The sequence below is a fragment of the Streptomyces sp. HNM0645 genome (genome assembly GCF_030056615.1).
Classification (GTDB): domain Bacteria; phylum Actinomycetota; class Actinomycetes; order Streptomycetales; family Streptomycetaceae; genus Streptomyces; species Streptomyces marianii.
The window spans coordinates 1-13,959 of the sequence record NZ_JASHLT010000083.1; the positions used below are offsets into that span (position 1 = coordinate 1).

12 protein-coding genes are annotated in these 13,959 nt (G+C 70.3%); 7 read left to right on the top strand and 5 right to left on the bottom strand.

Features of this window, described 5'->3' with window-relative positions:
* The coding region (locus tag QMZ92_RS36670; RefSeq protein ID WP_502961999.1) for a transposase at positions 1-108 on the bottom strand (108 nt) is incomplete at its 3' end.
* A gap of 41 nt (positions 109-149) precedes the next feature.
* On the opposite strand from QMZ92_RS36670, the gene QMZ92_RS34790 reads away from it, so the two are divergent.
* From QMZ92_RS34790 to QMZ92_RS34820, 7 genes are read left to right on the top strand one after another with little or no spacing between them, the layout of a single operon-like run.
* Positions 150-371 (top strand): hypothetical protein, encoded by a 222-nt coding sequence (locus QMZ92_RS34790; RefSeq protein ID WP_283301783.1) that lies wholly within the window; start codon positions 150-152, stop codon positions 369-371.
* A 12-nt stretch (positions 372-383) separates the two neighbouring features.
* Positions 384-1,253 carry an immunity 49 family protein gene (locus tag QMZ92_RS34795; RefSeq protein ID WP_283301785.1) on the top strand — a complete coding sequence of 290 codons (870 nt, stop codon included), beginning with the start codon at positions 384-386 and terminating at the stop codon, positions 1,251-1,253.
* A gap of 60 nt (positions 1,254-1,313) precedes the next feature.
* On the top strand, positions 1,314-1,586 hold the full coding sequence (locus tag QMZ92_RS34800) for a hypothetical protein (RefSeq protein ID WP_283301786.1): 273 nt from the start codon (positions 1,314-1,316) through the stop codon (positions 1,584-1,586).
* A 13-nt stretch (positions 1,587-1,599) separates the two neighbouring features.
* The gene (gene eccD, locus QMZ92_RS34805) at positions 1,600-2,964 is read left to right on the top strand and encodes a type VII secretion integral membrane protein EccD (RefSeq protein WP_283301788.1); all 1,365 of its coding nucleotides are present in this window, start codon (positions 1,600-1,602) and stop codon (positions 2,962-2,964) included.
* Positions 2,965-2,972: 8 nt separating this feature from the next.
* Complete coding sequence (locus QMZ92_RS34810) at positions 2,973-4,085, top strand: CpaE/TadZ family protein (RefSeq protein WP_283301790.1); 1,113 nt, start codon at positions 2,973-2,975, stop codon at positions 4,083-4,085.
* A complete protein-coding gene (eccCa, locus tag QMZ92_RS34815; protein ID WP_283301794.1) occupies positions 4,082-8,080 on the top strand; it encodes a type VII secretion protein EccCa in 3,999 nt (1,332 codons plus the stop codon). The genes QMZ92_RS34810 and eccCa overlap by 4 nt, the downstream gene beginning before the upstream one ends.
* Positions 8,077-9,483 (top strand): DUF6177 family protein, encoded by a 1,407-nt coding sequence (locus QMZ92_RS34820; protein ID WP_283301795.1) that lies wholly within the window; start codon positions 8,077-8,079, stop codon positions 9,481-9,483. Before eccCa ends, QMZ92_RS34820 begins: the two co-directional genes overlap by 4 nt.
* Before the next feature lie 711 nt (positions 9,484-10,194).
* Here QMZ92_RS34820 and QMZ92_RS34825 read toward each other — a convergent pair.
* The 4 genes from QMZ92_RS34825 to QMZ92_RS34840 form a co-directional block, all read right to left on the bottom strand.
* On the bottom strand, positions 10,195-10,845 hold the full coding sequence (locus tag QMZ92_RS34825; RefSeq protein ID WP_283301797.1) for a thymidine kinase: 651 nt from the start codon (positions 10,843-10,845) through the stop codon (positions 10,195-10,197).
* A gap of 220 nt (positions 10,846-11,065) precedes the next feature.
* Positions 11,066-12,256, bottom strand: a complete 1,191-nt coding sequence (locus QMZ92_RS34830; protein ID WP_283301800.1) for an alkaline phosphatase family protein — start codon at positions 12,254-12,256, stop codon at positions 11,066-11,068.
* Positions 12,256-12,849 carry a DUF5998 family protein gene (locus QMZ92_RS34835; protein ID WP_283301802.1) on the bottom strand — a complete coding sequence of 198 codons (594 nt, stop codon included), beginning with the start codon at positions 12,847-12,849 and terminating at the stop codon, positions 12,256-12,258. The genes QMZ92_RS34830 and QMZ92_RS34835 overlap by 1 nt, the downstream gene beginning before the upstream one ends.
* An 80-nt stretch (positions 12,850-12,929) precedes the next feature.
* On the bottom strand, positions 12,930-13,959 hold a 1,030-nt coding region (locus QMZ92_RS34840), incomplete at its 5' end, for an acetate--CoA ligase family protein (RefSeq protein ID WP_283301803.1).

The following is a 13,959-nucleotide window of genomic DNA, read 5'->3' on the forward strand; positions in this document are numbered from 1 at the left end:
CTCCCGGGCCACCTCGGTGACGGTCCTGCCGGAGGAGCGGACCAGCGCGACCGCGTCGCGCTTGAACTCCTCCGAGTACCGCCTGCTGCGGTTGCTCTTGCTTCCCACCTGGCACTACTTCCTCTGGAACCTCACGTCCCAGTCTCCAGGTGTCCAACATCAAGGGGAAGCTTCAGGGCACCAAGGAGTACGTCCAGACGATCATCGCCCAGATGCAGAGTCGCGCCGGGCGCTCTCCGGCGGACGGTCGGATCGCGCTGGAACTCCTCAAGGCGATGAAGGCCAAGAAACTACAGTATGTGCTGGTGAAGGCCAATGAGAACACGGGATCGTACGCTGGTGCCGTGTTGGAACACTTCAAGATCACCTAGAGGAAAGGGCAAGTGGTCACGAGCATCCCCCGCCACGACTACCCCACGGACAGCGCGGCAGAGGGCCTGGCGGTGCTCAAGGAGACCGCGAGCTGGGTACTCGGAGAGCTTGAAGAGCCGGACGACATCGGCCGGGCTCAGGCCCTCGATACGAGTCTGACCCTGGCGCAGTCACACTGCGCAGTGGACCCCACCGCAACAAAGTTCGATACCTGGGAGGCGTGGGTCACGGCCATGCAGGTCGGCTCCGCCCTGTTCGCCTCGGCCACCGCAGCCGAGGGTCCCGTGCCGTGCCGTATCGGGGTGGGCGGCGAGGTGAAGGATCTCCCTGCGACCGGGCCTCAGCCCTACCTGCACGCAGGAGCCTGGATCACTTCGTTTTATCTGGCCGCGATCTGCCGGGAGAATCAACGTGCGGAGGAGTTGGCGCGGGTGCCTGTCTCGTTTCTCCGCGAGTCGGGCGCGGTGTTCGACGAGTACGTCTATGCGTGGGTGGAGACCCTGCAGAGCTTCTGGTTCGGCCGCGAGGACACGTGGGACAAGCTGGTCACCGCGGTGAACGGCACCGACCCCGAGGTCGCGCGGGTCGCCGGCAAGGAGCTGATGCTGAAGATCCTGTATCCGCCGCTCGAGCTCTTCCACCGCTACCTGCGCCGGGACGCCGCACAGTTCAACGCGGCCATAGTCGACGCTCTCACCTGGCACAAGGAGTACTGGACCGGCAATGAGTCACGCGCCATGAGCAGCGATGGCCTGGTCGCCCTCGGCCCACTCGCCATCGCCTGCATGGCCCGCGACGCCGACATGCCCATCGAGGTCGAATCCGCGTACCTGCCCAAGGAGCTCCTGGAATTCGGCTGGGCCGGCGAGGTCGACACCTGAGCGCGAGCTGGGCTTCATGGAGACAAAAGGCATTCCCTACAGGGCAGGTGACAGGTAGCTGTGGCTGCGCAGGATTACGACAGTCAGCTGCTGGAGTCGGTGTCGGTACGGGGCCGTCGGTTGCGGGATGCCCTGGTGTTCGGCGCCCAGCGGCAGCGGCGGTCGCTGGACGAGCGGTTGGGGAAGGTGTTCGCCGGGGTGGTGATCGCGGCCGTTCTGTGTGCCGGCTGCGTGGGTTGGTCGTTCGTTTCCCACCGGTTGATCGGGCAGAGCCCGTACGGACCTTCGGTGCAGCCCTCTTCGACGCCTTCCATAGCACCTTCAGCTCGATGATAGGTTCGAACGCGTGATATCTGCGGGGTCTGTGAGCCGTACGGCGTTGAGCCGGGTCACTCTCATCGGTGAGCAGCGGCGGGTCGACCTCGTTCTCCCGTCCCATGAGCCGGTGGGTCTCCTTCTGCCGGAAGTGATGCGGCTGTTGGACGACCGAGTGGCGGCTCGGCCCGAGCTGCGGCACCTGGTGACCGCGGATGGTTCGGCACTCGCGCACGACAGCACGTTGGAGTCGGCGGGTGTTCCGGACGGTGCGGTGCTGCGCCTGGTGCGGGTGGAGGATGCGCCGTCTGCGCCCGTAGTGCACGACGTCACCGACGAGGTCGCCAACGATCTGGACGTACGGGCATGGCGGTGGCGGCCCGCAGCCAGGCGTGTCGTTGCCGGAGCCACGACCGTCGGCTTTGCACTCGTCACCGGAGTCCTGACGCACAGTCAGTTCGAGTCGGCGCACGCCGGGAGTGTCCTCCTCGCCGTTGCCGCCGTTTCGGCCTTCGCCGCTGTGTTGTTCGGCCGGGCGCGGCAGCACGGGCCGGCCGCCACGCTGATCGTCGCGGGCGGGATGCTGGGTGGCATCGGGATGTGGACATCGGCGGATGCCTACGCCTGGTCGGCCTCGGTGCGGCTGGCAGGTGTGGCGGCCGTCGTGGTGCTGGTGCTGCTGCTCCTGGGGTGGTTCTCCCCGCTGGGTCGGGGCGCGTTGATCGGTGCCGCGGCGGCCGGTGGATGCGTTGCCCTGTGGGAAGTGACCGCCGGGCTGCTGCAGGGTACGGGGAGCGCGGTCGAGCAGGGGCGAACCGGGGCACTTGTCGCGGTCGTTTCGGTCGTGGTGCTGGGCCTGCTGCCGCGGCTGGCGATGATGGCGTCAGGGCTTTCCGGGCTGGACGACCGTCGTACGGGCGGGGTGTCCGTGAGCCGCTATCAGGTGACCACTGCGCTGACGGCCACGCATCGAGGGCTGGCCTTGGCCACGGTCGTACTGGCCGCTTCAGCGGCCGTGGCGGGCGTACTCGCGCTGCGGGCACCGTCGGTGTGGACCGTCCCGCTCGCGGTCGTCGCTGCGGTGGTGCTCGCGCTGCGGGCCCGGGCCTATCCCCTGATCGCCGAAGTCGTGGCACTGCTGGTGGCATCGGGCGTGGTCACCGTACGGCTGATCGTGGTGTGGCTCGAGCACGCGAGCGTCGTGGGGCCGCTTGTCACGCTCGGCGTGCTGACGGTGCTGCCCCTGGTGATTCTGGCGGTGGAACCGGCCGAGCATGTGCGGGTGCGACTGCGCCGCGCCGGGGACGTTCTCGAGTCGGTGGGCGTCATCGCCTTGTTCCCGCTGATTCTCGGGGCATCCGGTGTGTACGGGCGCCTGCTCGGCACCTTCGCGTAGGCGTCGCTATGGCTCACGGGAGAGACTGGCAGCGCGACGTGCTGCGGGAGCTGGGCGAGAGCCCCGTATCTGAGGCAGATCCGACCGCTGCGCGCCTCGTACGCTCCGAACCACCCGCGGAACACCACGACCCGCCTCAGGAGTCCGCCCCGAGTGCACGGCCGATGCCCCGGGGTGTACGGAGTCCGCGTACCCCCATGCCGACGCCCGAGTCCGTGCCCACCGTGGATCCGCGGCTCGCCCTGGCCCTCGGCAACCCGCAGCACGGGGACTCGGTGACCCGGCGCACCGGGCAGGCGCTGCGCAAGCTCACCGCTTCGGTCGGGCAGGAGGTCGCCGATCAGACCCGCCTGGCCCAGGAATTGCAGCAACCGGTCACCACGGGACGCGTCATCGCCGTCACCTCCATCCGGGGCGGCGTGGGCAAGACCACGATGTCCGCCCTGCTCGGCCGGACGTTCAACCACTACCGGCACGACCCGGTGCTCACCCTGGAGGCCGATGCCGCGCTGGGCACGCTGCCGGTGCGGATGGGAGCGGAGTCGGTGCGCTGGTCCTGCTCCGATCTCGCGCACATCCTCACTCCCGACATGCAGTTGACGGACATCACCGGCTACTTGGTCCCCGTGGTGGACGGCGGCTGGCTGCTGCCCGCGAGCCAGGGCCGCGTCGGAGCGCCGCTGGACATACGGACGTACCGCACGGTGACTCTGGCACTGCGCCGGTACTTCGCGGTGACCGTCGTCGACTGCGAGACCCTGCCGGGCGAGGTCGCACGCACCGCGATGGACACCGCGCACGCCCGAGTGGTGGTCGCCCCCATGACCGCGGAGGGCGTGAACGGCACCCGCGTCGTCCTGGACTGGCTCGCGCAACTGCCGCACTCCGCGCTGGCCACCACCGTGGTGGCGCTCACCGCACACTCCCCCGATGCCACCCTCGACGTGAAGGCGGCGTGCGCGCATCTGCGCGAGACCGGGGTGCCCGTCGTCGCTCTCCCCTACGACCGCCATCTGGCCCAAGGAGGCCCCATCCACACCGCCATGCTCGGCCAGGCCACCCGTGATGCCGCCATCCGGCTGGCGGCCGAAGCGATGCAGCGGGCGGTGCGGGTGCGATGACTCAGCAGCTGATCCACCGGCCCGCGCGCTCCACCCGCCCACTCGCCGCCCCCGAGCCGCGCACCATCGAGGCGCCGCCCAACCTGCCCGAGGGAAGGATCGGCAACGCGGCCACCGCGCTGTTGCCCATGGCTGGGGTGATGGGTTCGGTCGTGATGATGACCGTCATCCGCAACAGCCAGTTCGCCGTCGTCGGCGCCGTCGTGCTCGTCTTCGCGCTGCTGGGCGCCGTTGCGCTGTTCCTCTCCCAGCGGGGCAAGGCGCAACGCACCCGGCGCACCCAGCGCGAGCGCTATCTGGAGTACCTGGAGGAACTGCGCGAGGAGCTCGCGGCCGGTGAACGGGAGCGGCGTGAGCAGGCTCGGCTGCTCGGTCCGGCGCCCGAGGCGCTGTACGACCTGGTGCGCGACCCGGCCCGACTGTGGGAGCGGCGCCGCTTGGACGCGGACTTCCTGCGGGTACGTGTGGGAGTCGGTGACGTACCGGTGCAGGACCTCGTGATCGGACAGAACTCCGGTGGCGTGATGACCCCGCCGGACCCCTTCATGCTCAACGAGGCCCGCGCCCTCCAGAGCCGGTTCGCCACGTCAACGGACTTCCCGCTGACCGTGCCGCTCGACGGGGCCGGGAACGTCAGCGTCGTCGGCGACCGGGGCGGCGTGCTGCGCGTTGCCCGGGCGCTGCTCGTCCAGGCCGCGGTCACGCACGCGCCGGACGATGTCTCCATCGCCCTCAGCGTGCCCGGCGAGCGCGTCGCCGAGTGGGAGTGGGCCAAGTGGCTCCCCCATGCCCTCGATCCGACCGAGCAGGACGGCCCGGTCGCCGCCCGACGGATCGCCCCGAGCCTGCCCGAGCTGGGCCGGCTGCTGCGCCAGGATCTGCGACGCCGCGCCTCGTACGCCGCGGAAGTCCGCCGCGGCCTGTCCGGCAAGGACGCGTTGCGCATGACCGACCGGCTCCTCGTCGTCAGCGACGAACACGGCAGGACGGCTACCGAACTGCCCGGCCCGGACACGGCCGTCGGCCTGACGGAGATGGGCGTGACCGTGCTGCATCTGCTGGAGCAGCAGGTCCACGAGCCGGACCAGGTCAGCGTCCGCATCACCGTCGACGGCGACCGGGTCAGTGTCGAGGATCTGCGCACGTCCGAAGGCCGGCTGGCCCACGGCACTGGTGACTCCGTGAGCACCTCCGGTGCGGAGGGGCTGGCCCGGATGCTGGCGCCGCTGCGACTCTCCGCCGAGTCCGCCGCCGAGGGCGCCACGGCGGCCGTACCCGTCGACTTCCCCGCGCTGCTGGGCATAGAAGACGCGGCCGCACTCGATATGTCCCGGCTCTGGGCGACCCGAGGCGAGCGGGACTTCCTGCGCGTACCCATCGGGCTCACAGACCGTATCGAGCCGGTGCTGCTGGACCTCAAGGAGTCCTCCGAACTGGGCATGGGCCCGCACGGGCTGTGCGTGGGTGCGACCGGCTCCGGCAAGAGTGAACTACTGCGCACCCTTGTCCTCGCTCTCGCAACCACCCATTCCCCCGAGGACCTGGCATTCGTTCTGGTGGACTACAAGGGTGGCGCCACTTTCGCCCCCTTCGCGGATCTGCCTCACGTGGCAGGCGTGATCACCAACCTGGAGAACCAGGCCGGGCTCGTCGAGCGGGTCCACACCAGCCTCGCCGGGGAGGTCAAGCGCCGCCAGCAGGTGCTGAAGAACGCGGGCAACGTCGCCGACATCGGCCACTACGCAGCCCTGCGCGCCACCGAACGCCCTGATCTCGAGCCGCTGCCGCACTTGTTCGTCGTCATCGACGAGTTCGGTGAACTGCTCACCGCCAAACCGGACTTCATCGATCTGTTCCTGTCGATCGGACGCATCGGGCGCTCCATCGGCGTCCACCTGCTGCTGTCCAGCCAGCGCATCGAGGGCGGCAAGCTCAAGGGCCTGGATACGTACCTCTCGTACCGACTGGGTCTTCGCACCTTCTCCGCCGACGAATCACGCACCGTGCTGGACAGCACGGACGCCTTCCACCTGCCGCCACTGCCGGGCTTCGGCTACCTGAAGGTCGACACCTCGACGTACGAGCGCTTCAAGGCAGGGTACGTCTCCGGCGCCTACCGCGGTCCCACGCTCCGTAAAGAGGCCAAGGACAACGAGCCACTCGCCTGGCCCTACCCGACGTTCAACACACTCGACGCGCCACAGACGGACGCAACAGAGGAACCGGCTGCCACCAAACGGGAGACCGGGCCCACCGTCATGTCGGTGATGGTCGGCCAACTCGCCACCGCCGCCCCTCCCGTGCGCCGCATCTGGCTACCGCCCCTCCCGAACGCCGTCACCCTCGACACCGCCGCCGGGCCTCTCCAGGCCGACACCGAAGGCCTCCGCCTCACCCACCGCGACGGCCCGATGCGCATCCCCCTGGGCATCCTGGACGACCCGGCAAAACAGTGGCAGCAGCCATGGCTGCTCGATCTCACCGTTGCGGGCGGCCACACGGCCGTCATCGGCGGCCCTCAGTCCGGCAAGACCACCCTGCTGCGCACCCTCGCCCTCTCCCTGGCCCTCACGCACACCCCGTACGACGCCGCCGTCTACGGCCTGGACCTGGTCGGCGGCGGGCTTTCCGCGCTGGCCGGACTACCGAACGTCGGCGGGATCGCCGGGCGCGCCGACCACGAACGGGCCGCCCGCACTGTGGCCGAAGTGCGCGCCATGCTGGCCGAGCGCGAGGAACTCTTCCGCGAGTACGGCATCGACTCCGTGGACCAGCTGCGCCACCTGCGTGCCAAGGGTCGGCTGCCGCAGCTCGGCTCCACCGACGTCGTGCTGCTCATCGACGGATTCGGCGTGCTGCGCGACGAGTTCGCCGATCTCGACGACGCCATCGCCGACCTGCTCAAGCGCGGCGGCGGATACGGGATCCACATCGTCTCCGCCATGCTGCGCTGGAACGATGTCCGCATCGCCACCCAGTCCATGTTCGGCACCCACGTTGAACTCCGCCTCAACGACCCGGCCGACTCGTCCATCGATCGCAAACTGTCCGAGACCCTCTCCGCCGACACCCCGGGCCGAGTCCTGACCGACGCCAAGCTCTTCGCACAGGTCGCACTGCCCCGCATCGACGGCAATCCGAACGCAGGCGACCTCGCACCCGCCCTCGAGAGGACCGCCCGAACGATCCGCGCCGGCTGGCACGGCGATGTTGCCGCTCCGGTCCGGGTGCTCCCCACCCGGCTCCGCTCGGCGAAACTCCCCTCCCTGGCCGCCGAACCCAAGAAGATCCCCATCGGCGTGGACCAGGACGCACTCGCTCCCGTCCTGCTGGACCTGTTCGAGACCGAGCAGCACCTGCTGATCCTCGGCGACAACGAATGCGGCAAGACCAACCTGCTCAAACTCATCGCCACCCAACTCACCACTCGTTACGCGGACGACGAGCTGGTCTTCGGCCTCTTCGACCCGCGCCGAGGCCTGCGCGGCACCGTTCCCGAGCCCTACCGCGGTGGCTACGCCCACAACGCGAAGCTGGCCTCCGCGCTGGCCAGCGGCATCGCCACCGAGCTGGACAAGCGCCTGCCCGAGACGGCGGACCCCGACGCGCTCACCACCGAACCCGCCTTCACCGGCCCACGGATCGTGATCCTCGTCGACGACTACGACATCCTCACCACCGCGGGCCAGCAGCCCCTGGCCCCGTTCCTGCCGTACGTCTCCTCGGCCCAGGACATCGGCCTGCACTTCGTCATCACCCGCCGCGTCGCCGGATCCTCCCGCGCCTTGTACGAACCGCTGCTGACCACTCTGCGCGAGACCGGCACCGCCGCCCTCGTCATGACCGGCGACCGCACGGAAGGCCAGCTCTTCCCCGGCCTGTACGCCTCCACGCAGCCGCCCGGCCGCGGAACCCTGGTCCGCCGCGGCCGCCCCCACCAGCTCATCCAGACCGCCCTCGCAGACGAAGCAGAGGAAGAGACCGAGCAGTCGTGACGAAGGACGTCATCGCCCTCACACCGAAGATGCCGGACCTGCGCACGCTGCTCGCGGGCCTCTACGCGGGCGGCCCCGGCCTCGGCGTGAACAGCCTGGCCGACGGCGCCGTCATCCAGCTCTGCGCCCCCGACGGCCGTCCGCTGGTCTCCGTCGAAGCCCCCATCCTCATCCAGGTACGCGGCGAAACGACCCGCCTCCTCGGTGCCGGTCCCGGCCTCCCGGACAGCCCGGTGTGGTGGACCGAGGCCCGCGCCTCCACCGCCGTCGCGGAGGGCGGCCGGCTGGCGGGCTCCTTTGCCGGGCGCCTCGCCACCGTCCTGAACGGTTCGGTCTGGCCCCCCGAGGCCGCCTCCACCGACGTCGTCCCACTCAACTCCGACATCACCGCGATCCCCGCCCCGCCCACGTCAACACCGGCGGTGGACGTCCTCACCGCCAAGACGGCCGTGGTCATCCAAGACCGCTCCGTCGTCGCCATGGCCAGCTGGCTCTCCGACGCCCTGCGGGCAACGACCGACAACGAACGCGCCCTGCAGATCGTCACACCACCGACCACCCGCCTCACCCTGCCCACCCGCACCGCACTGCGCGGGCACCCCAACCGCTGGGTCATCCAAGACCCCGACTGCGGCTACTACGACGGCCTCTCCGGCGCCGTACTGCACTGGCACGGCGGCACCTTCACACCCACACTCGACGAGAACGGCTCGGCCTCCGTCGCCGAAGCATTCAAGCCCGCCACCACCACCGGCGAACGCCAGCTCATCCTCTCCCTGCGCACCCAGCACCCCGCCGACGAAGACCTCATCCTCGGCCGCGCCCTGGAAACCGCCTGGCAGACCCTCACCGGTACGCCACCAGCCGGCTGGAGCACCGCCGAACCCGTCAACCTCCCCTGGTCGACCCGCCAGCTGACCGACCTCGCCCGCAACCGGGCACCCCGGCCGACCTGGCTGATCGCCGTCGGCCACCCCGACCGCCCAGTCCTGGCCACCATCAGCGTCACCCGCACCCTCGCCGGAGTCGAGGAGGACATCACCCTCACCCTCGGCTACGGCGAAGTCGAGACGCCACCCCTCGACACGCTCGAGCCCCTCGCCATGGCCCTGAGCACAGAGCACGGCCTGACCTCCATGCTCACCTCACTCCGGGCCGCCCGCCGAGACCTGACCGTCCCCCCGCACTTCGAAACTCCGCCCATCCCCGTCTCATTCACGCTGGGCTCCAAGGCGATCAAGAACATCGGCCTCACCCACGCCATCCGCCCACCCTTCAACCTCACCCCCGTCCAACTCGGCCCCGCCGGCGAGCCCTCCCTCCACTACGCGCTCGGCGACGGCACCGACGCCCGTGCCTGGACCACGCTCCAGCAGCTCACCGAGCACCTGAGAAGAGCCTGACCAGCCCCCACCTGGACTTCATGGCCCATGGCCGTAAGCGGTGTCGGTGCGCCTCAGGGGCGCAACGCAAGGCGAGGCCACGCCGGGCCAACTGTTACGCTCACGCATCTCCGGTTCCTGCCGACAGCCTCGCGCATCAGGGTTCCGTAGCCACCCGGCGGTCGCCTAGGTCGCCGTCATCGGTGTGCCGGACGAGGAGCCGCGGCGAAACCATCAAAGCCCCGGTGGTTCATGCCGAAGGTGCGACAGCGCAATCGACGACACACACTGGCCGCCGTTGCTGACCAGATCCTCCTTCCGGTCCGGGATCGTGAACTGCCCATCGGCGCCATCGACAGTACCTCCGTCGCCGGTGTGGAACCGGCGTCCTCAAGTGCCGCCTCGGGCTCCTCCGGTTCGTTCCAGCACCTGTCGAGCACAACGTTCGACGGATTCGACGCGCACGGGGAGAATCAGTTGATACCCGACCAGGGTCGGCCCAGTACGGCTCGCGCAGCTTGAACTTCTGGATCTTGTCCGTCACCATCCGGGAGATCGCGTCCCCGGAACTCGACCGAGGTGGGGGCCTTGTATCCCGCCATCCGCTCCTGGCGTACGCGCTGGTCAGACCTGTTCTCATCTGAATCGCGCCCTGACGGGGACTCGAACCTGCAATAAAGATCATCCGCGCATCCTTGACAGCGCGGTAGCCAAAACCTCTCGGACCGGAAATCAGGCCGAGGCGACCGGCAGTACGTCGGGCGAAAGCGCCGCCGCCCGCACCGCGGCACTCGTCATCCGTCGGCGATGGTGGCGACGGCACAGCACCTCGTAGCCGACGTCCTCGGCCGGCCGGTTCACGTCCCCGACCACGACCTGCTCCCCCTCGACCACCATCTCCCCGCCCACCGTGCGGGCATTGTGGGTGGCACGGGCCCCGCACCAGCACATCGCCTCGACCTGCAGCGTCTCCAGGCGGTCGGCCAGCTCGATCAGGCGCTGCGAACCGGGGAACAGCCGAGTGCGGAAGTCCGTGGTGATACCGAACGCGAAGACATCCATGTCAAGGTCGTCGACGATCCGCGCCAGCTGGTCGATCTGCTCCGGCGCCAGGAACTGGGCCTCGTCCACGATCACGTAGTCGACCTTGTCGCCCCGCGACAGCTGCTCCACCACGTACGCATACAGATCACAGTCCGGACCGGCCTCGACCGCCTCGGTCACCAGCCCGAGGCGCGACGACAGCTTGCCCTCCCCTGCACGGTCGTCGCGCGTGAAGATTACGCCCTGAAGACCCCGAGCCGACCTATTATGCCCAATCTGTAGGGCCAAGGTACTTTTTCCACAGTCCATCGTTCCCGAGAAGAACACCAGTTCGGACATCAGTGGAGTGCGGCCTTTCGGGGCGAGCGGGACGAGACACGGACAACACCGGAACCACGCGCGGCAACACCTTCCACTACACCATCAGTTGATGGCGAATACCCGAGGAAGTCGGTGCTCTTTCCGCAGTCCATCGTTCCGGAGAAGAACACCAGCTCGGGCATGAGGACGTGACAGCCTTTCGGTTGTTGCCGGGGAACGCGGTCGGGGCGGCAGGACGTCAGGAGCGTACTTCGAGCAGGGGGACCAGTTGTTCGACGGGGGTCATCGAGCCGTGCATGCCCACCATGGCCGACTCGTGGGGCTCGTTGACCGATGCGGTGATCACGACGTCGTCGTGGGCCGCGGCGACCACGTCCCCGATGCGCCGGTAGACGCGCTCGTCGGTCTGCGGGCCGAACCAGCCCGCCGCGATGGCCTCGTCCCGGCTCGCGATCCAGAACCGGTCGCCGAGCACCTCGCGCCAGACGGCGAGCACATCGGCCTCGGCGCCGGGGACGGCGTAGACGTGGCGGGCGCGGCCCTCGCCGCCGAGCAGGGCGACGCCGGCGCGCAGCTCCCAGTCCTCGTCGAAGTCGATCCGCGACTCCTCGTCGAACGGGATGTCGATCATGCCGTGGTCGGCGGTGACGTACAGGGCGGCGCGGGGAGGCAACTGCTCGGCGAGGCGCTGGACGAGACGGTCCACGTACATCAACTGGCCCCGCCAGGCGTCGGAGTCGATACCGAAGCGGTGGCCCTTGCCGTCGAGCTCGCTGTAGTACGTGTACACGAGCGACCGGTCCCCCGCGGCGAGTTGCTCGGCGGCGAAGTCCATCCGCTCCTCGCCGGTGAGCCTGCCGTGGAACGTTCCGCCGCTCAGCGCGATCTTGGTGAGCGGGGTGTCCCGGAAGGTGGGGGACGACACCTGGGCGGTGTGCACCCCGGCCTCGTCGGCGAGCTGGAAGACCGTCGGGTACGGCTGCCAGACGCGCGGCGAGGTCCACGGCTTCCAGCGCAGCTGGTTCATCAGCTCGCCGGTCTCCGGATTGCGGGCGGTGTACCCGGGCAGGCCGTGCGCGCCGGGCGGCAGTCCGGTGCCGAAGGAGGCCAGTGAGGTGGCCGTCGTGGCGGGGAATCCGGCCGTCAGCGGCCGGCCGGTGCCGCCGAGGGAGCCGGCGAGGAGCGAGGTGAGGTACGGCGCGTCCTCGGGGTGGGCCCTCAGTTGCTCCCAGCCGAGGCCGTCGATCAGGAAGACGCAGTTCCGGTCCGCGGGCGTCAGCTCCGCGATGGCGGAGTGCAGTCCCGGTACGCCCTGCCCGGCGGCGAGTGTCGGCAGCAGATCGGCCAGCGAGGCCGTGCCGTAGGCGGGAACGGGAGCCGTGTCGAGGTCGAGCGGGACGACGTCCTCGGGCCAGTCGGGACGGACCATCAGCGGGTTGCCGCCGTGGCGGCCGTCGCCTCGGACAGCGCCTGGGCGAAGGCGAGCGTCTGGCGGACCGCCTCGGGCCCGTCGCCGGCCTCGCTGACCCGCAGACTGAGGTCGTCCGCGGTGGAGCTTCCGGTGTAGCCGTGGTCGGCATCGCAGTTGGGGTCGCCGCAGGCGGCGGGCTCCAGGTCGATCCGGGAGACCGCGCCCCAGCCGATGGTGAGGACGACCTCGCGGGGCAGGGTGCCCGGGGTGTAGGACTCGGGGTTGGCGACGACACGACTGACCACCACGGACGAGATCCTCGGGAGCTTCACCGACTCGGTGGAGGTCGTCGCGTAGGGGGTCGGGGAGCTGCTGTCGGCCGCCTGCTCGTCCGTGTGGCTCACGATGAAGCGGGTGCCGGTCAGCACGAGGACGGTCACATGGCGGCGCACCTCGTTGGAGTCGAAGGTGGTCTCCTGGTGCACCAGGTACGAGGAGATCTGCTCGCCGCCCACCGCGGCCTCCACCGCTTCGGCCACGAGAGCCGGGTAGTAGCCGCTGCGCTCGATCGCCGCGCGCAGCCCCTGGGTCGTCGTACCGGTCTTCGCCATGGGCTCCATCCTACGGGGCTCGGGGACCACGGAGTGCGCTCCGTGACCGCCCGGCCCGCGACCCCGGGGACCCGGCGGGTTCAGTAGCTCGGGAGCGTCCTCGGGCCCAGGTCGGTACGGGGCGGCGGCGGGGCGAGCCGTACGGAGGCCCCGAGCACGGAGAGGCCGTGCTGGGCGACCACGACCGGTTCGAGGCCGACTCCGACGACTTCCGGGTGGTCGTCGACCAGCCGGGAGACACGCAGCAGCAGCTCTTCCAGCGCGGCGGTGTCGACGGGCGCGGAGCCGCGCCAGCCGAAGAGGAGCGGGGCGGTCCGGACGGACCGGATGAGGCCGGCCGCGTCGCGGTCGGTGACGGGGACGAGACGGTGGGCCGTGTCACCGAGCAGGTCCGTGGCGGGGCCCGCGAGCCCGAAGGACAGCACTGCGCCCACGGCCGGGTCGATCGCTGCCCGCACGACCGTGTCCACTCCCCGCGGGACCATCGGCTGCACCACGGGCCGGAGCTCCTTCGGCTTGCCGAGGCTCTCCGTCAACTCCGCGTACGCCTGGCGGACCTGCCGTTCGTCGGCCAGGTCGAGGCGCACGCCGCCGAGGTCGGGACGGTGGCGCAGATGCGGCGCGGTCGTCTTGAGGGCGACCGGGCAGCCGAGCCGGGCGGCGGCCCGGGCGGCGGCGTCCGCGTCGGGGGCGGGCAGCACGGGGACGACGGGGATGCCGTAGCGCTCCAGCAGCCTCCGCGCGTCGTCCTCGGGCAGGGTGACGCCGCGCTCGCCGGGGGCGGCCTCGAGCAGGCCCTCGATGAGCCCGGCCGCGCCGCCCTCGTCGATGTCCTCGTACTCCGGCACCTTCCCGGGCTCCGCCGCGTCCCGGCGCCACTGGGCGTACCGCACGGCCTCGGCCAGGGCGCGCACGGCCCGTTCGGCGGCGGGGTACGCGGGGATGCGGGCGGCTTCCCCGCGTACCGCCGCGGGGGTGTCCCCGGCGGTCCGCGCGGCTCCGTCGCGGGAGTCGGCGCGTGCGCCGGCTCCGGGCACCGGCGCCGGTCCCTCGGGCACCTCGGGGGCGGCCGCTGCCGCGGACCCTCCCGTCACCGGGCCCGCGCCGTCG